Source organism: Blautia sp. SC05B48, from assembly GCF_005848555.1.
Lineage (GTDB): Bacteria > Bacillota > Clostridia > Lachnospirales > Lachnospiraceae > Blautia_A.
In genome coordinates, this window is record NZ_CP040518.1 from 351,066 (window position 1) to 374,475 (window position 23,410).

General features: G+C 44.4%; 16 protein-coding genes. 3 read left to right on the forward strand and 13 right to left on the reverse strand.

Translation table 11 applies throughout. The annotated features are described in order from the left end of the window. Window positions 1–67: 67 nt before the first annotated feature. Both EYS05_RS01495 and EYS05_RS01500 read left to right on the forward strand, forming a co-directional pair. Window positions 68–1,870, forward strand: a complete 1,803-nt coding sequence (locus EYS05_RS01495) for a sensor histidine kinase (RefSeq protein ID WP_138276431.1) — start codon at window positions 68–70, stop codon at window positions 1,868–1,870. Between the two features lie 4 nt (window positions 1,871–1,874). Next, on the forward strand, window positions 1,875–2,642 hold the full coding sequence (locus tag EYS05_RS01500; RefSeq protein ID WP_118368961.1) for a response regulator transcription factor: 768 nt from the start codon (window positions 1,875–1,877) through the stop codon (window positions 2,640–2,642). Window positions 2,643–2,740: 98 nt separating this feature from the next. Here the strand turns inward: EYS05_RS01500 and EYS05_RS01505 are convergent, their stop codons facing one another. The 12 genes from EYS05_RS01505 to clpB all read right to left on the reverse strand — a co-directional run bounded on the left by EYS05_RS01505 (window position 2,741) and on the right by clpB (window position 19,953). Beyond that, entirely contained in the window at window positions 2,741–4,843 is a 2,103-nt protein-coding gene (locus EYS05_RS01505; protein ID WP_118514259.1) for a HelD family protein, read from the reverse strand. 5 nt (window positions 4,844–4,848) lie between these two features. Beyond that, window positions 4,849–5,169 carry a putative heavy metal-binding protein gene (locus tag EYS05_RS01510; protein WP_015527228.1) on the reverse strand — a complete coding sequence of 107 codons (321 nt, stop codon included), beginning with the start codon at window positions 5,167–5,169 and terminating at the stop codon, window positions 4,849–4,851. A gap of 156 nt (window positions 5,170–5,325) precedes the next feature. After that, window positions 5,326–7,695: a glycoside hydrolase family 31 protein gene (locus EYS05_RS01515; RefSeq protein WP_138276432.1), complete on the reverse strand. Its 2,370-nt coding sequence runs from the start codon at window positions 7,693–7,695 to the stop codon at window positions 5,326–5,328. A gap of 172 nt (window positions 7,696–7,867) precedes the next feature. Next, window positions 7,868–8,737, reverse strand: coding sequence for an AraC family transcriptional regulator (locus EYS05_RS01520; RefSeq protein WP_092068404.1), 870 nt, complete (start codon window positions 8,735–8,737; stop codon window positions 7,868–7,870). Window positions 8,738–8,841: 104 nt separating this feature from the next. Next, window positions 8,842–9,135: a hypothetical protein gene (locus tag EYS05_RS01525; RefSeq protein ID WP_110103239.1), complete on the reverse strand. Its 294-nt coding sequence runs from the start codon at window positions 9,133–9,135 to the stop codon at window positions 8,842–8,844. A 124-nt stretch (window positions 9,136–9,259) separates the two neighbouring features. Next, complete coding sequence (locus EYS05_RS01530) at window positions 9,260–10,411, reverse strand: aminotransferase class V-fold PLP-dependent enzyme (RefSeq protein WP_138276433.1); 1,152 nt, start codon at window positions 10,409–10,411, stop codon at window positions 9,260–9,262. 4 nt (window positions 10,412–10,415) lie between these two features. Beyond that, window positions 10,416–11,783: a hypothetical protein gene (locus EYS05_RS01535; protein WP_138276434.1), complete on the reverse strand. Its 1,368-nt coding sequence runs from the start codon at window positions 11,781–11,783 to the stop codon at window positions 10,416–10,418. A gap of 322 nt (window positions 11,784–12,105) precedes the next feature. Further along, the gene (locus EYS05_RS01540) at window positions 12,106–13,944 is read right to left on the reverse strand and encodes an ABC transporter ATP-binding protein (RefSeq protein WP_138276435.1); all 1,839 of its coding nucleotides are present in this window, start codon (window positions 13,942–13,944) and stop codon (window positions 12,106–12,108) included. Continuing rightward, window positions 13,941–16,103 carry an ABC transporter ATP-binding protein gene (locus EYS05_RS01545; RefSeq protein WP_138276436.1) on the reverse strand — a complete coding sequence of 721 codons (2,163 nt, stop codon included), beginning with the start codon at window positions 16,101–16,103 and terminating at the stop codon, window positions 13,941–13,943. The genes EYS05_RS01540 and EYS05_RS01545 overlap by 4 nt, the downstream gene beginning before the upstream one ends. Continuing rightward, a complete protein-coding gene (locus EYS05_RS01550; RefSeq protein ID WP_227588606.1) occupies window positions 16,096–16,614 on the reverse strand; it encodes a MarR family winged helix-turn-helix transcriptional regulator in 519 nt (172 codons plus the stop codon). Before EYS05_RS01550 ends, EYS05_RS01545 begins: the two co-directional genes overlap by 8 nt. 298 nt (window positions 16,615–16,912) lie before the next feature. Then, window positions 16,913–17,086 (reverse strand): DUF4250 domain-containing protein, encoded by a 174-nt coding sequence (locus EYS05_RS01555; RefSeq protein ID WP_118514365.1) that lies wholly within the window; start codon window positions 17,084–17,086, stop codon window positions 16,913–16,915. Window positions 17,087–17,370: 284 nt separating this feature from the next. Then, window positions 17,371–19,953, reverse strand: coding sequence for an ATP-dependent chaperone ClpB (gene clpB / locus EYS05_RS01560; RefSeq protein ID WP_138276437.1), 2,583 nt, complete (start codon window positions 19,951–19,953; stop codon window positions 17,371–17,373). Window positions 19,954–20,271: 318 nt separating this feature from the next. Between clpB and EYS05_RS01565 the strand changes: the two genes are divergently transcribed. After that, a complete protein-coding gene (locus EYS05_RS01565; RefSeq protein WP_138276438.1) occupies window positions 20,272–21,594 on the forward strand; it encodes an IS30 family transposase in 1,323 nt (440 codons plus the stop codon). 385 nt (window positions 21,595–21,979) lie between these two features. Here the strand turns inward: EYS05_RS01565 and EYS05_RS01570 are convergent, their stop codons facing one another. Then, complete coding sequence (locus EYS05_RS01570) at window positions 21,980–23,203, reverse strand: tyrosine-type recombinase/integrase (RefSeq protein ID WP_118041639.1); 1,224 nt, start codon at window positions 23,201–23,203, stop codon at window positions 21,980–21,982. Window positions 23,204–23,410 lie beyond the last annotated feature (207 nt).

Genomic DNA, 23,410 nt, shown 5'->3' on the forward strand with positions numbered 1-23,410 from the left:
TTACAAATGTGCTATACTTTTAGCCAATGTTTTGCACGACCATTTCACACACAGGGGGCTTACCAATATGAAAACACGCAGTCTGCAGTCCAAACTTTTTATCGCCTATCTTGGCATGGCCTGCCTGATCCTTTTTTCTTTTGCCATATTCTTTTATGTTTTTTCATCCGGGCAGCTGAAGAAAAGCCAGATCAGTGCCATGAGCACCTTAAATTCCACATTTCAGTCCCAGGTAGACTCTGCAATCCAGAATCTTGACACTGTATCTGTAAACATCAATTACAGCAACATGTCGAAATCCGTTCTCGACCAGAAATTTGACCTTAATATTTCCGATGAAATGCTTTCTGCCATGTCCGATCTTTTTATCTCCTTAAGCGGCACTGAATTGAAAGCAGATCAGGTAAATCTTTATGATTTCTCCGGATATGTGCTCCAGGCCGGCCTTTCCACCATGGTCAAAAAAAGCAACGACTCTCATAATGAATGGATCCAGAAAGCCCGTGAAGCCAACGGAAAAAAAGTCCTGACAGCTCCTTACAGCACTTACGTCTATTCAAAATCTGCCCGCTATCCCCAGTGGTTCATCTCCCTGTACCGCTCCTTCACCAACCAGTACGGCCGTGGTGTCGGCGTGATCGAAACCGCCAAACAATGTAAATCCATCTTTAAGAGCATCATTTCCTATGAGAAAAAAAATCACGGAAATGCTGCCAGTGTCTATGTTTTCAATGAGTCCGGCGATCTTATCTATCCTTATGATATCACAGCCGACGATACCAATGATATTTCAAAATATTACAAACTTACTGATTCTGACCAGGATACCCTTACCATACAGAGTCCCGTCACAGATCAGAAAGAATACGTCTCCAGACTGAATTCCGCATATACAGGCTACACTTATCTGACTATCCAACCGGAATCTGTGATCCTTGCCCCTGCATACAAAATGCTGAAGATCCTTCTGGCTGTTGTTGCTACTTTTCTTGCCGCAGCAGTAATCGTTTCCTACAGGCTTTCCCGCTCTGTAGTAAAACCGGTGAAACACCTGAAGCACATTATCCAGCGTATGGAACTGGACACTCTCGGCCAGGAAAAAGTCACTTCCTATCCAGTTTCCGTCAATGAACTGGAAGAACTGTATCAGGCATTCCAGCTGATGAGCGATAACCTAAAAGATTCCATGACTCAGCTTAACGAAGCCAAGGAGCAGGAAATGAAAGCACGCAGCATGGCTTTGCAGAGTCAGATTAATCCTCATTTTTATTACAACTCTCTTTCCAGCATTATGGTGCTTGCAGAAAACGGAGATACGGATACCGTGGAAAAAATGTGCCGCAATCTTTCCAGGATCATGCGTTATATTACCAATACTGCTGAAACAACTGTAACACTCCGCGAAGAGCTTGATTATGTCCAGAAATATCTCTACTGCATGAAGGTCCGCTACCAGTCCAGTCTGAATTATTCCATTGATGTAGATGAATCTCTTCTGGATCAGCCGGTTCCGAAGCTGATCATCCAGCCTATTGTGGAAAACGCTATCAAATATGGTTCTGACTGCGAACCGCCATGGACTATCACAATCAGCAGTACAATAAACCAAAACAGCTGGCAGATCGATGTTACAGACACCGGACCGGGATTCACTGAAAAAGCCAAGAAAAAAATAAATTCAGATATCATGAATGCCATTCGAAATCCCGGCATGCCTGCTTTGAAGATCAACGGTCTTGGCACTGTCAATGTATTTCTCCGCTGGAAACTCTTCTGCAAAGATGACATAATTTTCAGGTATGGAAATACAGCGGACGGCCACGGAATTGTTTCTATTGGACGGTATTTTCAGACAGATGCGGAGGAATAATACTATGAACTATACTGTTATTGTGGCAGAAGATGAAGAACTTCTTCTGAATAATCTGGTACATAAGATTGAAAAAGCAGATCCTGATTTTCAGGTGATCGGCACAGCACAGACAGGTGCACAGGCCCTCTCGCTGGTGGAACAGATGAGCCCGGATGTGGTATTTACGGATATCAAGATGCCCGTCATGGACGGAATCACCCTGCTCACCAGGATCCGTGATCAGTTTCCCTTTACGAAATTTGTGATCACCAGCGGATTTTCTGATTTTAAATATGCAAAAAAAGCCATCACGCTGAAGGTTTCTGATTACCTTCTGAAGCCTGTAGATCCGGACGAACTCCAAAATGTTCTCCTTAAGATCAAACAGGAACTTCAGATCAAACGTGATGACTACGAAACCGTATTCGCCCCAGGTGCTTCCTGCATGTCACCGGGACAGATTGCAGAGCTTCTCAAGAACTTCATGGTACAGAATTATGCAGAGGATATCAACCTGAACCTGATTGCAGGAACCATGAACTACAGTCCCAGCTACCTGACCAAAATCTTCTGTCAGGTCTATGACTGCACCCCTACCAAATATCTGATCAATCTCCGGATGAGCCATGCACAGAAACTGCTGATCCATGAGCCTTCCCTTTCTGTAAAACAGATCGGTGAAATGTGCGGCTATCACGACCAGGGATATTTCAGCAGGATCTTTAAGAAACATACAGGGAAAAGCCCTCTGGAATATAAAGATGAGGGAGAGAGCCAGCAGATCAGTTAATAAATTTTCCAGGTATATATAAACAAAAAAGTCATTTCACGACGTCCGGTTATGCTCTGTTCCCAAAGCATCCGGCTTCTGAAATGACTTTTTATATTTTATTTCACAACTTCATACATATACAATTCATGAAGAGCTCTCGTCGCCGCAATATATCTCGCCCGCTCCACGATCGGACTTCGGTCTTCCCCAGGAAATACAGAAAATACCTGATCAAACTCCAGACCCTTTGCCATGTAGAATGTTGTGACAGTCAGGCCTTTTTGGAAGTTTGTGCTGTCTCTGTGAAGAAGGGACAAACGCTCCTTGGTATCAAAGCCTTCTGCTTCCAGCTTCTCCTTCAGAATGTAGTAAGTTTCCCTTGCTTCATCTGCAGTTCTTGCGATCACTGCTGCTGTTTCATATGAAATAATATCTTCAACACCTTCATCTGCATTCTCAGCTATGACTGCCTGCTTCTCAAGCCGCAGCTCTCTCACTACGCTCTCCAGTGCCTCCTCAAGCCCCGGAAATTCTTTTTCCACAACAGGTTTTCCATGACGTTCAAAAAGCTCCACTTCCGTAATTCCCGCCAGTTTATTGGCATAAGACGCAATCTCAACAGTATTACGGTAGCTCTTGTTCATCACGATCCTGCGTATATCTTTTCCAAAGATCTTAGGCAGAAATGTCAGCACATCCTGTTGCTCGCCGTCCATAGTCTGTTCTCTGTCCCCAAGAATAGTCATCCTGCATTTAAAGAGTCTCTGAATGATCAGATACTGGATCATGGAATAATCCTGCATCTCATCCACGATCAGATGGCGCACACCGGAATCCTCCTGCTGAGTTTCCAGCCGATATTTCAGATACAAAACCGGATACACATCCTCATAGCGCAGCTTTCTTTTTTCATACTGAACCTGTGGAAGAGAAGGAAAACCCTCCTGTCTCAGGAAACGGTTGTACAGCACATAGAGATCTCTTGTCTCATACATCCTGTAGAAACGGTTCTTCACAGCCTCCCTTTCCTCATCCGGAAGATCGAATCCCTTAAGAGTCTCCACCTCATCAATGAAATATTCTGCTACTGCATCCATTCTGGAAAGCAGCGGGATATCCATGAATTTAAAGTAAAAAAGCTCTATGATCTCCTGCTCTTTTTTGACCACGCCTCTGTGTTCCACATCACGGAAGTTCATAAGGCTGTCCTCAAGCTCCACCAGATATCCTTCCATACGATCCAGAAAATCCCGTGACAGTTTCTCTTTCAGAAGCTTTTCATCGCATAATCCTGCAATCTGACGCTCGATCAGATCATATCTGTCTTCACAGTCAGAAACAACATTTTTCAGTCTCTTGTATGCAAAAAGGTCAAAGCTCATCTCCCGGATATTCTCCTCGCCAAGCTCCGGCAGGATATGGGAAATATAGTCCGAGAACACCCCATTCGGTGAAAGCACCAGCACAGAAGAAGATTTCAGATTTTTCCTGTCATGATACAGGAGATAAGCGATCCTGTGAAGGGCAATGGAAGTCTTTCCGCTTCCTGCTGCTCCCTGGATCACCATGATACGATCCGAAGTGTTTCGGATGATCGCATTCTGCTCCTTCTGGATCGTGCGGATAATATTCTTCAGCTGTACATCACCGTTGCTTCCAAGCTCTGCCTTCAGGATCTCATCGTCAATCTTCACATCACTCTCAAACTCATAGATCATTTTTCCACCGCGGATCTTGTACTGCCACTTGGCAGCAATATCCCCGTGGATCTCGCCAAGCGGAGCCTGGTAGGAAGCCGGTCCCTTGTCAAAATCATAAAACAGTCCGGACACAGGTGCTCTCCAGTCATAGATCAACGGAAGTCCGCCGTTCTCCTCAGCCAGGTTCGCAATTCCGATATAAAATATCTCCGGCTCATCTTCTCCTTCATAGCAGAAATCCACCCTTCCGAAAAACGGTGAATCCATCATCTTCCTGAATCTCCGACGCAGTTCGATCTTCTCATTGCTGGCATTGATCTCATGGAGAAGTGCCTGCTGGTTATCAAAATTCTCATATCCGTACTGGTCCATCTCTGTATAGTTTTCCCAGTAGTACTCATGCATACCTTCGATTTCTTTCTGCCCGACCTCTATGGATTCATCCAGCTGTGCGATCCTGTGCTTCAATGTCTCTGTCACATGTGAAAGGTATTCACGTCCGTTTTTTACCGCTGCCATAAGCCTTAATCCACCACTACAGCAGTTCCACTTGCTGTTACCATCAGCATTCCATTATCTGCACCAAGCACTTCGTAGTCAATATCCACACCGATCACTGCATTAGCTCCCATTGCACCTGCACGCTGCTCCAGCTCTGCCAGGGCTTCTCCTCTGGCTTTCTGAAGTTCTTCCTCATAACCGGCGCTTCTGCCGCCAAAGAAATTCCGAAGACCTGCTCCAAGATCTTTCATGAAATTTACTCCTGTGATCACTTCTCCGAATGCGATTCCTTTATATTCACGGATTGCTCTTCCCTCTACAGATGGCGTTGTTGTTATGATCATGGTAAAATCCTCCCGTTTCTGTTGTTTTTTCTCAGGCATAAAAATGCCTTATTACAGAATTATACCCGAAAGCCGTCACGATGTATAGAGTAAAAAAAGGCTGCCCAAAGAGATGCCAGGCACCTTTTCAGACAGTCTTTCCTTATTATCGCTTATTTATTTTACAACTTCAGTCACATAGGAAACTTCTTCCATTCCCGGATAACTTCCCTGACGCCCGCCAACAGTCAGAGTTCCTGTTTTATCATCCCAGGTAAGCTCTGTTGTTGCATAAGCACCGTTTTCAAAATTGTAGTTATTTCCCTCATCCTCATAAATAGTGAACTTGCAGTCTTCACCTGGATATACCATAAGTTTCACCGACTCCTCAGGTTTCTGGGAAGCATATACAAGTCCCTCTGCAACAGGAAGGATACTTCCTGCTTTTACAAAGATCGGCATCCGGTCGATCGGAGCATCTACGGTTACGTACTGGCCGCCTTCATACTCCTTGCTTGTCCAGTAATCGTACCATTTCGTACCTGCCGGGAGATAGCATTTCCATGTTTTCTCTCTATGGAGCTCAGTACTCTCCGGTCCGTAATACATCGGCTCTGTAACAGCACAGATCAGAAGGGACGGTCCGAACATAAACTCATTCTCAACCTTGCGTGCTTCTTTATCCTCCGGGAAGTCAAAGAGAAGGCTTCTCATAATCGTATAATCATTAAAATGTACAGCACCTGCAAGGGAATAAATATACGGCATCAGATGATAACGGAGCTTGATAAACTTCTCGATGGCATCATAGAACATGGTTCCTTTTTCACCAAAGTTCCAGATTTCTCTTGGTGTATCAGTTCCATGGGAACGGAACATCGGAAGGAAGGTTCCCATCTCCAGCCATCTTGTATACAGCTCACAGTATCCTTTATCCTTCACACCTTCGTTATATTTGCCCTGCCAGAACCATTTCGGCTCCGGATCTGTGTTGCAGCCGCATCCACGGTTCTGCCACTTATCAGCAACTGTAAAGAAAGCGCCGATATCCAGTGTCCAGTATGGATATCCACTCAGTCCCATATTCAGGCCTTCCACGATCTGTGTCTTAAGATTATCCCAGGATGCACAGGTATCGCCTGACCACAGCATTGCAGAATATTTCTGGCCGGAAGCATAGCCGGAACGTGTCAGGTTAAGAACTCGTTTCTCTTCTGTAGTTTTTCTCTGATTCTCATAAATTCCCTTTGCATGCATCAGTGCAAAAGCATTGGCAACAGCAGGATCCAGATATTTCTTGTGCTCACCGCCGACAAGCTCATATCTTTCCCATGGCTCTCTTTTTGCTGCACCACTCCAGTCAGGACCGGAAAACGGTTCTGTGGAATCGCACCACCAGGAATCAAAGCCCTGGTCAAAAAGTCCTTCCTGTGCCTGTTTCCAGTACATTTCTCTCGCTTCTTCATTAAAAGCATCATAAGTCGCATAATCATAAAGAAGATGACCAGTCTTAAAAAACTCTGTATGGTTCTTGCCGCCTGCATTCATATTCGGCCATACGGAAACCATGGTATGGGCATTCAGTTTGTGGATTTCCTCCGCACATTCTTTCATATCTCCGTAACGCTTCTGATCCAGGATCTTCTCGCCCCAGTTTCCAGGATCCCAGGTATTCCAGTCCTGTACCACACAGTCAAGCGGAACCCCGATCTTACGGTAGTGGCGAACAATCTCAAGAAGCTCTTTTGCCGTGTAATACTGCTCTTTGGACTGTACATAGCCATAAGCCCATTTCGGCAGCATCTGCGCCTTGCCTGTAAGATAACGGTAATCATGGATGATCTCATCCATAGTATGACCGCCCATAAAATAATAATCGATCTGATCTACAGTATCCAGAAACAGATAGGAATCTTTCAGATCATCATTAAAAGTCATAAGTGAACAGCAGTCAACAAGAATTCCATATCCTTCTGTGGAAACCAAAACCGGCATCGGGATACGCATGTTATGCTGATATAAGTACTGGCAGTGACCTCTGTAATTGTAAATACCTTCCTCTGCCTGGCCAAGCCCATGGATTTCCTCATCCTCTTTCCATGTGAAGAACAGTTTTCCACGATATGCTGTTCTTACTTTCTCAGCTTTCAGATTCTGGATAAAATTCCTCTCACCGTCAACTGTCTTTACACGGTTGATGATCGGCTCCTCATCGCCTGTATTATAGTGGATCACATCTGTTTCAGTCAGTTCCGGTTTCTTCTGGGAAAGCCACTTGCTTCCGTCTGCATGCTTCCAGATGATATCACCGGATGCAGTGTTGATCTCTGCACAAACTTTCACAGTTTTCACAATGATACTTCCTGCATTTTCCTCTGCTGAAAAATCAACCTCAGGATATTCTTTTTTCTCAATGATCAGGGAGTCCTGTGCCTCTTTGATCTCTTTTCCGGAAACGATCATGCGGATGATCTCCTCTGTCACCGGAACCACCCGGTATGTCAGCTTTCCAGCTTCAAACTGTACATAGCTATCTGTTTTAACCATAATTTCCCTTCTCCTTATCTGTCCGGTAAATCAGACATTAATATTCCGTTTCTGATATCGGAGCCTTTCTAATAAAAAAGCTCCGATATCAGGACAAAATTTCTTACTTTTATCCTAACATCGAAGCCTGATTTCCGTCTATGACTTATCCGCTCATGAATTTTAACTATTTTTACTGTTTCTTCTGCTTCTCATCTTTCGGCGGTTTCCCCACGTGTTTTTTGTAAAGTCTGTAAAAATTGGAAATATTATTAAATCCGCATTCCATGGCGATTTCCGTAACATTTTTATCTGTTTCCCGAAGAAGCTCACGCGCATGGTTGATCCTCATCCTTGTGACATAATCGCTGAAACTGATATTTGTCACCTTACGGAAATAAGAAGAAAAATAGTTGGAACTCATATATACGGAAGAAGCAACTTCTTCCAGAGTGATCTTCTCACAGTAATGATCATCTATGTAATTAAAAGCCTGCTCAAGACGCTTCATTGCATTTTTCTTCTCACGGAGCATTTCCCCTGACTTGCTCTCATCCTGATAAGCCCGGATCAGCATGGTAAGGATGCGAAGTACATTCGCCTTGATCATCAGCGGATAGCCTTCTTTTTTCTGCTGCCATTCGTGATAGATCTCCCAGATACTGGAACGGATCTCTCCGCTTACCTCTTCTTCCCTGCCGATACGGTTCTTAAAATTACTTCCTCTCTCAACAAAAGGCTTCAGATATTCCGTATCAAAAATACTCAGCTTTTCGGCCACGAATTCCGGTGAAAAGATCATCACAAGAAGCTTCATGTCTCCACCGATCAGCTTCCATCCATGAGGCTCCACATTATTGAAGATGATGATGTCATCTTCTTCCATTGTATATTCCTGCCCGTTTACAAAATAATTTCCCTTGCCCCCCAACACACAGGTGATCTCGAAATAGCTGTGCCAGTGATAACTTCCAGGCCGACTGTTCTCCGGTGTCAGTTCCACCTCTGAAATCTGAAAAGGAAATTCTTTGTCAAGGGGTATGTTGTCTCTCTCTAATCGCAAATTCTGCCTCCTGTAAACGCAGACACTGTCATCGCATCAGCTGTTTCCGGCAGGACCGGCAGCCTTTCCAGTGTCTTCTTACGCTCACAATATTATAGCAGATATTATTTTTCCATGCAATCTGTGATAGTTCGTTCTAACTCTTCCAGCTGATCTTCGTGCTTCCCATGGACAGCAATGCGGAAATAATCATTACCCTGAATTCCTTTTATCATATAGTAATCGCTGTCAATCTTAAAAAACGGCTGTTTCAGCATATCAAGATATGTGAATCCACCCAATGGTCTCAGCTTCAGAATGAATTCCCGCTCTACCGGTTCATCCAGAAGATAATCCCAGGCAAACCAGCCGGATTCTGCACATTTTTCCCTGGAAGGCTGTTTTCCTATTATTTTCATAATCGTGTATTCCCCTTTCCTTTACAGGCAGATTTCCCGTGGATCTGCTGTCTGCCCTATATGACTGATTCCTGTGATCGTTCTTCGTAATACATCCGTATAAATTTGCTCTGTAACTTGCCTGCTAAATATTCCGTGCCACAGATGCTGCTATTTCCTTCGCAGCTCCTAAAAATTCCTTTATATCCTTCTCCTCCGTAAACCACGAAACACTTACTCTCACAGTTCCGCCCTCTTCTGTTCCCATTGCCTTATGGATCAATGGCGAACAGTGAAGCCCTGAACGGACAATGATCCCATATCCGCTTTCCAGAATATACGCGGCATCCGAAGCTTTCAGTCCCTGAAAATTCAGGCTCATCACAGGTCCTCTGCATACGTCATGGTTTCCGTAGCTCCTTACACCCTCTATCTGTTCCAGACCACAATAAAGCATTTCCATCAGACGAGCTTCTTTTTCCATAATTGCCGCAAGTCCTGTCTGCTCAATAAACTCCGCCCCAGCCAGAAGTCCTGTGATTCCCGGCATGTTCTGAGTTCCTACCTCATACTCATAATCTTTGTTCTCGTAGGTAAGCTGTGCGCTGTTTCTTCCGGTTCCCCCATATTTCAGAGGCTTCAGCTCAATTCCGCTCCCGACATAAAATCCGCCGATTCCCTGAATTCCCATCAGACTTTTGTGGCCTGTAAAAATAAGCGCATCTGCTTCCCATTTATCTGCATCAACAGGGATACAGCCAGCACTCTGCGACACATCCACGATCAGGATCAGTCCATGTCTCTTTACAAATTCCCGGATCATCTCCATATCCTGCACACAGCCTGTCACGTTGGAACAGTGGTTCACGATCAGCACACGGCTGTCCGGTCGTACTGCTGTTTCCAGGGCTTCTTCCGTCACTGTCCCGTTTATCGTACACTTCACTACCAGCACCGGATGTTCTCTCAGCTGTTCCAGATTATATACCGGACGTAGCACACTGTTATGCTCTGTCTGCGTTACCAGGATGCTACTGCCTTTTTCACCGTAGTCCAGCCCCCCAAGGACTGTATTCATGCTTTCTGTTGCCCCTGATGTAAAAAATATTCTCTCTGTTTCCCTGATTCCAAGGAGCTGTCCCAGTTTTTCCCGGCAAAGTACTTCCACATCTTTTTTCATGATCGAGCTGCCGCCCCGGAACTGCGAAGCAGGCGTGCCGCTAAGGCACGCCTGCACAGCTTCCAAAACAGCAGGGGGCTTCGGCCAGGAAGTTGCCCCGTTGTTCAGATATATCATCCAATCATCCTTCCAGAATATTGAAGTTCATAATTTTTGCAATCTTCTTGATCATCTTTGTGTAATCACCGAAGATCAGCACCTGATGATGTCCGAATCCTGCAAGATTGTGCATGAATTCTCTTGCATCGTCCATCTGGATGTAGTAGAACGGACTGCAGTATGTATCTGCATATTCAGAACGGATAACCTTGCCTTTCTTGATGCACATGGTATCGCCTGCCGGATTGAAACGTCCAAGTGTGATATAATCATCATCGTTCTCTGTGAAGTCAACCTGCAGTTTTCCACCGAATCCCTGGCCTGTGAATGCCCAGAGTTTGTATGCCAGCGGTTTTGTTCCATAACCGTTCATCTGAAGAGCCGGTACTGCATGGTGGATGCGGAGAAGCTCGTCTGTCTCGTGGTTCGGGTTACCCATGAATGCCGGACGTTTTCCGGCATACTGCATGATCAGCATGGCCATCAATGCGTTAAGGTCTTCCTCACATCCGCTTGGAATTCCCTCGTCTTTCATGATGGAATGACACATACATGGTGTGAATTTACGGTTCTGCGGGATTTCTGTTGTACAGAGCTCATGACATGCGGTTGAGAAAGCGTTGCAGTCATAAATATCCATCATCTTTTTGGCAGCCAGATAATATTTCACGTCATTGATAAACCAGTCTGTGTTTACCTGTGTATCAGTAGATCCAGCAATGATCTTATCTGCAATCGGCTTTGCTTCCTCATCTGTGATCTCATCCATATATTTGAAAATGGATGTAAATGGAAGCTTCACCACTTCAACTCCGTAACGCTGACGAAGGATCTCCGGATCGCGGATCAGACTCTGAATTCCGAATGTAGGCTGAGATCCTGCTGTCAGTACAAGCGCCCTTGTATTGCGAACTGCTTTTCTTACCCAGAGAATATGCATGATCTCATTCACATCCTGAAGATCCATACATACATATGCCTCTACTCCGATGGAACGGCAGTATGCTGCAAAATCAATTCCTTCGTTTCCGTTCTGCCAGATAACGACCGGCTTTCCGAAACGCTCAAGCTTAGGAATTCTCCATCCCATGCAGAGGAAGCAATCGATCTCATCAACATCCTCTCCGATTTTTGCAAAAAGGTCTTTATCTACAACAAAAGACTCATTATAGCGGACATCCACAGACTCCGTGAATTCTACCTCATCAATAACCCCTTGTAATCCCTTAACTGAATTTTTGAATGCCTCATCAGCTGCTTTTGTCTCAGCTTCAACAGTCATATCCTCTTTATGTCCGGCACGACATGGTCCCTCCCAGAAATGTGTATGTGTCAGACATCCAACCAACGGTTTTACTACAAGTTTCATATCCATTGCTTTCTGTTTCATAATAAAAATACCTCTCTTCTCTTTAACATTCCGCATTTTCCAGTTTGTAGTTTTTCCACACACTCGATATATCCTATTATACTGTATGAATCATGGAATTCCTCTTTATTCTTCCGAACAGACTGTACTTTCTTACGATTTTGTGCTATTTTCATATAATTTATATTATTATTCCCATCATTTTTATATGAATTATACAATATTTATTCACCACATTAACCTGAAAAAAATCCGCAAAAAAAGCACCGGAAACGTGGCCGATCCGTTTTTCGGATGGAAGTACATTTCCGGTGCTGTAATCCTGCCCAATACTCAGGTTATCTTATGCCTGTGCCTCTTTTTTCTCAAACTGGCTGTTATACAGATCCGCATAGAAGCCCTTCCGTGCCAGCAGCTCTTCATGATTTCCCTGCTCAATGATATCTCCGTCCTTCATTACCAGGATCAGATCTGCATCCTTAATGGTAGAAAGTCTGTGAGCGATAACAAAACTTGTTCTGCCCTTCATCAGGTTATCCATAGCCTTCTGGATCTGCATTTCCGTTCTTGTATCAACGGAAGATGTGGCCTCATCCAGGATCAGGATCTTATTGTCTGCCAGGATCGCTCTCGCAATGGTAAGCAGCTGTTTCTGCCCCTGAGAAACATTGCTGGTTTCCTCATCCAGGACCATCTGGTAGCCGCCGGGCTGCTGCATGATAAAGTTGTGGATATGGGCCGCTTTTGCTGCTGCGATCACCTCTTCATCCGTTGCGTCCAGTCTTCCGTAGCGGATATTTTCCATAATGGTTCCGGAAAACAGCCAGGTGTCCTGCAGCACCATTCCGAACATCTCACGGAGATTGCTGCGGTTGAAGTTCCGGATATCATGTCCGTCAACCTTGATGCTTCCGCCATTTACATCATAAAAACGCATCAGCAGCTTTACGATCGTCGTTTTTCCTGCACCTGTAGGTCCTACAATGGCGATCTTCTGACCGTCATGCACATCTGCGGAAAAATCATTTACAATGATCTTATCCGGATTATAACCGAATCTCACATGCTCAAACTGTACATTTCCTTCCAGTCCCTCAATGGAATCCGGGTTCTCCGGCTGAAGCTCCTCCTCCGGCTCCTCAAGAAATTCAAATACCCGCTCAGAAGCTGCCGCCGAAGACTGCAGAAGGTTTGTAACCTGGGCGATCTGCTGGATCGGCTGTGTAAAGTTACGAATATACTGGAAGAAGGACTGGATATCTCCAACCTCGATAGTTCCTTTGATGGCAAAAAGCCCTCCGAGAAGTGCCACCATCACATATCCCAGATTTCCCACAAACTGCATGATCGGCATCATCATCCCGGAAAAGAACTGTGACTTCCATGCAGACTCATAAAGCTTCTGGTTGTCATGCTCAAATTCCTTCAGCGCATCCTGCTCTTTGTTGAATACTCTTACCACATCATGGCCGCCGAAATTTTCCTCAACCTGACCATTTACTTTTCCCAGGTACTCCTGCTGTGCCTGGAAATATTTCTGGGAGTGTTTCATTACTTTATTAATGATAAGCATGGAAACCGGCAGGATCAGCACTGCTGCCAGTGTCATCCACACGTTGATGGAAAGCATCATGATAAATACACCGATCAGTGTTGTTACGGATGTGATCAGCTGTGTCATGCTCTGGTTGATGCTCATCTGCAGGGTATCCACATCATTTGTCACCCTGGAAAGGATCTCACCGTTTGTTCTGCTCTCGAAATAATTCATTGGCAGACGGTTGATCTTCTTTGAAATATCCTTTCGGAGATTGTATGTAACATCATTGGAGATCCCCGTCATGACAAATCCCTGGATCAGGGAAAAGCATGCACTTGCCACATACAGTCCCAAAGTCCACAGAAGGATCATTCCAATCTTACTGAAATCAATACCGCCTGTACCGTTTACCTTGGCAACCAGACCATTGAACAGCTCTGTGGTAGCTTTTCCAAGGATCTTCGGGCCTGCAATATTAAACGCTGTACCTGCCACTGCAAAGATAAACATCAGGATAAAACGGAATTTATATCTGCCCATATAGCCAAAGAGCTTTTTCATGGAGCCTTTGAAGTCCTTGGCCTTCTCTGTTGGCTGCATTCCGTGTCCGCCCATCGGGCCTCTTCTTCTCTGCTGACTCATGCCAATTCCTCCTCTGATAACTGACTCATGGCAATCTGGCGATATACCTCGCAGGATTTCATCAGCTCCTTATGGCTTCCGATCCCTGCCATATGTCCATCGTCCAGTACAAGGATCTTATCTGCATTTAAGATCGTACTGATACGCTGTGCCACGATAATGGTTGTTGCTTCTTTTGTATGTTCTTTCAGAGCTTTTCGAAGTGTACTGTCTGTTTTGAAATCCAGTGCGGAAAAGCTGTCGTCAAAGATAAAGATCTCCGGATCCTTTGCGATAGCTCTGGCGATGGAAAGCCTCTGTTTCTGTCCACCGGAAACATTGCTTCCTCCCTGTGCGATCGGAGTCTTATATCGCTCCGGCTTGGTGTCGATAAACTCCGTAGCCTGTGCAACCTCTGCTGCTTTTTTCACTGCATCCTCCGGAATCTCTGTCTTTCCGTAACGGATATTGGAATCAATGGTTCCTGAGAAAAGTATACCCTTCTGCGGAACGTAACCGATCCTGTCACGGACATCCTTCTGTGTCATTTTCCGGACATCCACGCCATCCACTTTCACAGATCCTTCTGTTGCATCATAGAAACGCGGGATCAGATTGATCAGTGTACTCTTACCGCTTCCTGTACTTCCGATGATCGCTACTGTCTCACCTTTTTCTGCCTTGAAAGAAATGTCTGTGATAACATTCTCTCCTGCCTCCGGATATGCGAAGCTTACATGGTCAAATTCTACAGTACCCTTCACATCCTGGGAAGGCTGTACCGGATCCTCCGGATCCTGGACACTGACTTCTGTCTCAAGCACCTCGTTGATACGGCGTGCAGATACATTTGCTCTCGGCAGCATGATAGACATTGCTGTGATCATCAAAAATGACATGATGATCTGCATTGCATACTGGATAAATGCCATAACATCACCAACCTGCATGCTTCCGCTGTCTACCGCATAAGAACCGCTGTAGATGGTCAGTACGGAAACTGCGTTCATGATCAGCATCATCACCGGCATCATAAATGTCATACAACGGTTTACAAAGAGGTTTGTCTTCGTCAGAGTGATATTTGCATCCTCAAAACGCTCCTCCTCGTGTTTCTCCCGGCTGAATGCACGGATAACCGGAATACCGGTAAGGATTTCTCTTGTTACCAGGTTCAGCTTATCTACCATGGTCTGCAGGGCTGTAAATTTCGGCATTGCGATCCTGAACAGCATTGCCATAAATGCCATGATCAGTACAATGGCCACCCCAAGGATCCATGTCATGGAGGAATCTCTCTGAAGCACGCGGATCACACCACCGATTCCAAGGATCGGCGCGTAAAGCACGATACGGAACATCATAGCCATTACCTGCTGGATCTGCTGGATATCGTTCGTGCATCGTGTAATCAGGGATGCTGTTGAAAACTTATGGTACTCTCTGCTGGAAAAACCTATGACTTTGTTATAAACCAGCCCACGGAGATCATGTCCCATAGATGCAGCAACTCTGGATGAAAGAAATACCACACATACTGCAGCCATCATGGTGACCAGTGCCATCAGCACCATGCGGATACCTGTTGCTTTCATGTAATCCATCTGTATGGCATCCACATCTTCACCCATGGCTTCATATTCTGCACGAACGTAGGAAACGCCTGCCTGTGTGATGATGGATTCCTGCATCTTGTCGATCTTTTCTCCGACCTGCTCCTTCATAGCAGCCAGAGCCTCTGCCGGCATCTGAGAAAGAGCCGCCAGTGGATCAGTCCCTTCCGGGATTCCCATCTTTGCAAGAGCTGCCTTTGATTCCTCACTGTCGGACGTCAGAGTAGAAACGATCACCATCGGTTTGCCGAAGATATCGTTGAGTTCTTCTCTGTCTTCTTTGGAGATTTTATCCTTTAATACCAGATCATCTCCCTCTTCCTCATAAAATCCATCCACAGTTTTCGCATCATCCTCCTCCATAAACAGCTTCAGACTGTCCATGGACGTCTTTCTGATCTTCTCAGGAACACTGTCTTCAATACCGTTCTGCTGAATTCCCACATTGATGATATTTGATGTGTAATTCGGCAGAGACAGATCACAGTATGCCTGAAGAAAAAGAAGCGCAATGATGAGTACGATGTAACCTGCAGATCGTTTCAGATATTTCATCAGTTTAATCACGTTTCTGTTCCTTCCTTTCTGTCATTTCATCCGGATGAAGCTTTTCTATGGCTTCCTCCGGCTGGATCTTTTCGATATTTACAAGGATCTGCTCCAGAAATCTCCGAAGCAGGCACTGTTCCGCCTCACTGAAGCCTTCCATCATTACAGCCTCATTTTTATGGATCCGTTCCAGTGCTTTTGCCTTGATTTCCTTTCCCTTTTCTGTCATGTAGATCCTGGTCACACGCTGGTCCTTTTCATCCGGTTTCTTATAAAGAAAGCCTGCTTTCTCCAGTCTCTGTATCGATACATTTACCGTAGGCGGCTTGATATGCAGGATCTTTGCAATTTCCCGCTGACTCAGGCCATCCCGTCCGGACACAAGCCCCAGAACCGGGATCTGTCCCGGATAAATCCCAAGCTCCTGCATCTGACCAAAGCATTTCGTCATAAAATGACGGTCTACCTTCATAAACAGAGATAAAAAACTGCTCTGCCTTTCTTTCTCATCTTCCTCCTTACAAAACACGCTGTCACTCCTCTCTCATCCGATCAGACACCTGCTCCCTGTTAATGATATACGAAGCAGTGGCCATTTTCTTTTTAATTAGTCGGCTAACTATATATAATATACATCTGCACAAAAAATGCAACTGTTTTTTGTGTATTTTACACTTTTTTAAGATTTACAGTTTCTTTTATCCCTGTTTATAATCTGTTTATTAATTTGCCAAGCTAATTTATTTTCTGCTATTTTTCCGCATAAAAAATACCCGCTTCGGAATTTTTTTATTCGAAACGGGTACTTCTTTCTGTTCCTGATTTTCTTATACAAACTGGTTCACAGCCGGATCATAAGCATAATCGATTATATCAAGCTTATCCTCCAGTTCTTTCCGGTTAAGTCCTCTGTCCTCGCAGAAGGCATCCAGGGATCTGTAAAAATCCCGCAGCTGTGTATTTACGTAGCTTAAAAGCATTACCGGGTCCTTTGGTATCATAATCTGTTTCCATCCTTTTATCTGATATTTATCCAATATCCCAGATGCTGCTGGAGAGCTGCCTGATCTGAAATATCAGATTTACTATCTTACCAATTTTATTTTTTGTCAAGAGCCAGAGCAGATTTTTCAGGATTTTTTATTTCTTCAGTATCTGATAAAAATATCCCATTCCCTGTCCAGAAAAAAACTGCCTGGTTCTGATCTTCATCCTGAAATGGATTTCCATCAGAACCGACAGTCCTTTTCCTTGTCAATCTATCATAAATTTATGGAGTTATTTTTTACTTCGTGCTGACAGTAAACTCTCCGTCCTTCACATCCAGCACAATGGTATCTCCGGCATGTACATCACCGGAAAGGATCTTCTTGGCTGTCAGTGTCTCAACATAATTCTGGAGATAACGCTTCAGAGGACGTGCGCCGTAAACCGGATCATAACCGTTATCCACTACCATCTGTTTGGCAGCATCTGTAAGCTCCAGAGAAAGCTCCTGGTCAGCCAGACGGTCGCTGAGCTCTTTGACCATAAGATCTACGATCTTACCTACATTATCCTTGGTCAGCGGCTTGAACATGATGATCTCATCCAGACGGTTCAGAAATTCCGGACGGAAGTGACCACGAAGATCATTCATAACCTGTTCCTGTGCTTCCGGTTTGATATCTCCCTTCTCGTCGATACCGTCAAGAAGGTATGGAGAACCAATGTTGGAGGTCATGATCAGGATCGTGTTCTTAAAATCAACCGTACGTCCCTGGGAATCCGTGATACGTCCATCGTCCAGTACCTGCAGAAGTACATTGAATACATCCGGGTGAGCCTTCTCGATCTCATCAAAAAGAACAACACTGTACGGTTTTCTTCGAACGGCCTCTGTCAGCTGTCCGCCTTCCTCATATCCAACATATCCTGGAGGCGCTCCGATCAGACGGGACACGGAATATTTCTCCATGTACTCACTCATATCGATACGGACCATATTCTGTTCATCGTCAAACAGTGTGGCAGCCAGAGTCTTTGCAAGCTCTGTTTTACCAACACCGGTTGGTCCGAGGAACAGGAAGGAACCGATCGGCTTTGTGGGGTCCTTGATTCCGGCTTTGGAACGAAGGATTGCATCTGTTACAAGACGAACACCCTCATCCTGTCCTACTACACGTTTGTGCAGCTCATCCTCAAGGCCCAGCAGCTTGGTTCTCTCACCTTCTGTCAGCTTGGTTACCGGAATACCGGTCCATCTGGAAATGATACGGGCAATCTCATCATCTGTGACAGCCTCATGTACCAGGCTTCTGTCACTCTCTTTAACCTGCTTCTCCTCAACCTCCAGCTGCTGCTGAAGCTTCGGCAGCTCGCCGTACTGCAGCTCAGCTGCTTTCTCCAGATCGTAATTCTGTTTTGCTTTCTGGATCTGTTTATTGATATCCTCAATCTGCTCACGTAATTTCTGGAGCTTCTCTACGGAATGCTTCTCATTATCCCACTGAGCTTTCTGGGTATTAAAAGTATCTCTCAGCTCTGCAAGTTCTTTCTGCAGATCAGCCAGACGCTCTTTACTTAAGTTGTCAGTTTCTTTCTTCAGGGCAGACTCCTCAATCTCCAGCTGCATGATCTTACGTCTCTGCTCATCCAGCTCTGTCGGCATGGAATCCAGTTCCGTCTTGATCAGCGCACAGGCCTCATCAACAAGGTCGATGGCTTTATCCGGAAGAAAACGGTCTGTAATGTATCTGTGTGAAAGTGTGGCAGCGGCAACCAGGGCACTGTCTGTGATCTTAACACCGTGGAATACCTCATATCTTTCCTTCAGGCCACGGAGAATGGAAATGGTATCTTCCACTGTCGGCTCATTTACCATAACCGGCTGGAAACGACGAGCAAGTGCAGCATCCTTCTCAATGTACTGTCGGTACTCATCCAGAGTTGTTGCACCGATACAGTGCAGCTCACCTCTGGCAAGCATAGGCTTCAGCATGTTTCCTGCGTCCATGGCGCCGTCTGTCTTACCTGCACCCACAATCAGATGAAGCTCATCGATAAACAGAATGATCTGTCCTTCGCTCTTCTTCACTTCCTCAAGTACTGCTTTCAGACGTTCCTCAAACTCGCCACGATACTTGGCACCTGCAACCAGCGCACCCATATCCAAGGCAAAAATCTTCTTATTCTTAAGACCTTCCGGTACATCTCCTGCCACAATACGCTGTGCCAGTCCCTCAATGGCTGCTGTTTTACCAACGCCAGGCTCACCGATGAGAACCGGGTTGTTCTTAGTCTTACGGGAAAGGATACGGATAATATTCCGGATCTCCATATCACGGCCGATCACCGGATCAAGCTTCTGGTTCTTCGCCTTATCCACAAGATCCTCACCGTATTTATTCAAGGTATCATAGGTTGCCTCCGGGTTGTCACTGACAACTCTCTGGTTTCCTCTGACTGTAGATAATGCCTGAAGGAAACGCTCTCTGGTGATTCCAAACTCCTCAAAGATCTTCTTCATGCTTGGGCTTTGGTATCTCAGCATGGAAAGAAACAGATGCTCTACAGAAACATACTCATCTCCCATAGCCTTGGCTTCATCCTCCGCACTGACCAGTGCCTTGTTCAGATACTGACCAAAGCGAAGTTCTCCGCCCTGAACCTTAACCTTCGCATTCAGAGCTTTCTTAACAGTGTCAACAAAATATTCCTTCTGAATCTCCATCTTCTCGATCAATTTGAGAATCAGGCTGTCTTCCTGTGTAAGTAAAGTATACAGAAGGTGTTCCTCTTCGATCTCCTGATTGCCATATTCATAAGCAACCTTCTCAAGATCCTGGACAGCCTGTACGGATTTCTGTGTAAATTTACTGATATTCATAGGCTTTCCTCCTATTCCTGAAAAAGCACTTCCGGCACTTTCGTTTCGGAAATGCTGTAGCTTTTTTCTTGTTCTAGGAGAAATATAACACGATTTGTTAGCACTGTCAAGAGGTGAGTGCTAGTTATTTTGTGAAGATTTTGTGACCCTAAAATGAAAAACTAATTTCCACTCTCAGCCCTTTATGTTCTTTTGCTGAAATTAGGGGTGGAACTTAGTCCTGCAATAAGCTATCCTATAACAAATGCCAGGGTACACTGGCCCATATCCTCCGATCACCGGAAATGATCCATTTTTATTACAAAGGAGGATTTACTTATGGCTACTAATAATATTGGGAATCACAAACACCTTACTCTCGCTGACCGTGCTGCTATCGAACATGGTATACAGATTGGCGAAAACTTTACACAGATCGCTCAGAGGTTAAACAAGGATTCCTCTACCATCTCAAAGGAGATACGGCGGCATCTCATACATGTTCCTCATTATCAGGACGACCTACAGAAGAAACGCTCAGAATGCCAGTTCTTTCATTTCTGTGAAAAAAGAAATGTATGTGGCAGCCTTTCCTGCCAGTCATTATGCTTTAAATGCCGTTCCAAACGCTGCGCCGTGTACTGCCGTGATTTTACTCCTATACTTTGTGACAGACTTAAAAAACCACCTTACGTCTGTAATAACTGTAAACAGATCCGGACCTGTTCCCATGACTTCTATTTTTACCGTGCCCATTATGCCCATGACCTTTATAATGAGATCAAGGTTTCTTCCCGTTCCGGTATCAATCAGACTCCTGAATCGCTGGAACAATTGGATCAACTGGTTTCGCCTTTTCTCCTTAAAGGGCAGCCATTATCTCATATTTACGCTTCCAATCAACATCTTATCGATTGTTCCATCCGTACATTGTATAACTACATTGATCATGGATATTTTACTGCTATCAATTTGGACCTCCCCCGCAAAGTACGCTATAAAAAGCGTCGCAAGACCAGAAAAGCCCCTGAAAACACCGGCTACCGGGAAAACAGGACATACCATCATTTTGAAAAATATCTTGAAGAATATCCAGACACAAATGTTGTAGAGTTAGATGTTGTGGAAGGAGCTGGTGGAAAATCTGAGAAAGTCCTTCTGACTATGTTATTCCGTAACTGTAACCTTATGCTCATTTTTTTGCTTGAAGCCGATAACCGTAAAAATATCAGGGAAGTTTTCCTTTGGCTGTATGAACAGCTTGGAGCTGATCTATACCACAAGTTATTTCCTGTCATCCTCACAGACAATGGCTCCTCTTTTAAAGACCCTGAAATATTTGAACGTCCTGGAGATACAGCTCGTTTATCCCGGGTTTTCTACTGTGATCCTATGTCGTCCTGGCAGAAAGGCAAGTTGGAAAAAAACCATGAATTTATCCGTTATATCCTTCCCAAAGGTATCGGCTTCGCACAACTGAACCAGAGCAAGGTAACTCTGATAGCTAACCATATCAATAGCGTGGCAAGAGCCAGTTTAAACGGCTGTACCCCATTTAAACTGGCTCAGTTACTGATAGACAGAAAACTATTGGAACTTTGCGATCTTAAAGATATACCCGCGGATCAGGTGATATTAAAACCCACGCTGTTAAAGCACTAAATATCACATTCATTTCCGGCATCGTATTCTCCAGACCGGTGGAAGTTACCCTTGCAAAGAACAGCCAGCGGTCCTTTCGTGATGTTCCAATCCCGTAAAAACACGGTGTTTTCTCCTTATATTATAGTTTTGTTTTGTGTAAATATCTATATCTTGTAGAAATTAATTCTGCAGAAATCCCTTTACTTATCAGTACTAGCACATGGTGGAAGTTACTTTTTCATTCAACCAAGATTTTGTGAACCTTGATTTTACGGGCTTCACAGGGATTTTTCACTTGCTTTCGCACTCGATTTTCTTGATTTGACCACATTTTTACGACAAATCTTTTGGAAAATATATTCGTCTGATTTTCTTACCACATTTTACGACAACAATCTATGGTTTATACCACAGCAGGTACGGTTTCCGGCAGGTTCATTTTAGACATTTCATTCTCCACATGAGACTTTTCTGCAATATGATTGTAGACATTCATTGTAATCTGTGCATCTGAATGGCCCATCACATACTGCATAACTTTGGGATTGACATTGTTCTCACCCAGTCTGGTACATCCCGTATGCCGAAGGGTATGCGATGAAATAGGAGGCATCAGCTCCGGCTCTCGCTTCTCTTCTTCTGCCAGTTTGCTTTCTTTCTTATTATAGGCATTAACAATATTTTTCAGAAAGCTGTTCACTCCCGCCGGCATGATCGGACGCCCATGTTTTGTATTGAAGATGAATCCACTACGTCCACCGATCTCAACATTACTCTGCAAACCAAGCATCAGATTCAGTTCTCTCTGCTTACGGAACGCATCATATACCATCTGTGTCATAGGAATATCTCTGATTCCTGCATCCGTTTTGGTTTCTGAATCATGGAAACAATATCCTTCATCACCTTCATAATACACAAGCTGTCCACCTACATGAATCTCCCGGTTCTTCATATCCACATCTGACCAGGTTAAGCCGATAGTCTCACTCACTCTCAGGCAAGCCCCAAACATAACCTGCATCATCGGAAGATGAAGCTTATACACATTACTCTGTTCAACAAACTCCAGAAGTTTTTCCTGCTGTTCCAGTGTCAGTGCTTCTTTCTCTTTTGCCGGAGCCCCATAATCTCCAAGTGTTCCAGTTACCGGATTCTTACGGATAATCCCGTCTTCCACTGCCAGTTCAAAACTGGGATTCAATAAGCCATAAAGACCTTTGATCGTACTGTGTGCAAGTCCTTCATCTGACAATGCTGAAAAGAATGTCCTTACATGAGATGTCTTAAAATCCAAAACACGAATATTTCCCAAAGTATTTCGTATACGGTAGTCCCACATACGGATATAATTCTTTTTCGTTCTTTCCTTGATATTCTTTGTTGCCACGTATCGCTCAAACAACGTATTTACAGTCAGCTTCTTGACTGATGCATCTGTAATAAGCAGATCATCCATATCCTTATTGATTTTCTTTTCCATTTCTCGCAGACTCGCCAGATCAGCTGCATAAACCGAATTACGCTTTCCGGTAATTTCATCCTTGTAGCGATACTCATAACGTCCATCCGGACGCTGGTATTCACCTGTTTTTAAATTTCTGCCTTTATTATCTTTTCTTGCCATATCAATCATTCCTTTCACTTCATTTTTCGTTATTCGGAATGATTTTTGTCCTGTCGGTATCAGTTATTTACTGCCTGATATCTGCTCACAGATTAACATAATATTTTATGATTTCCAAGGGTAAATTCCTGCAAAATGCTAATTTTTATTTGCCTGTTTCTCAGGAATATTTTACCCTTTTCACTTTTCATTCCGAAGGAAAGTTGT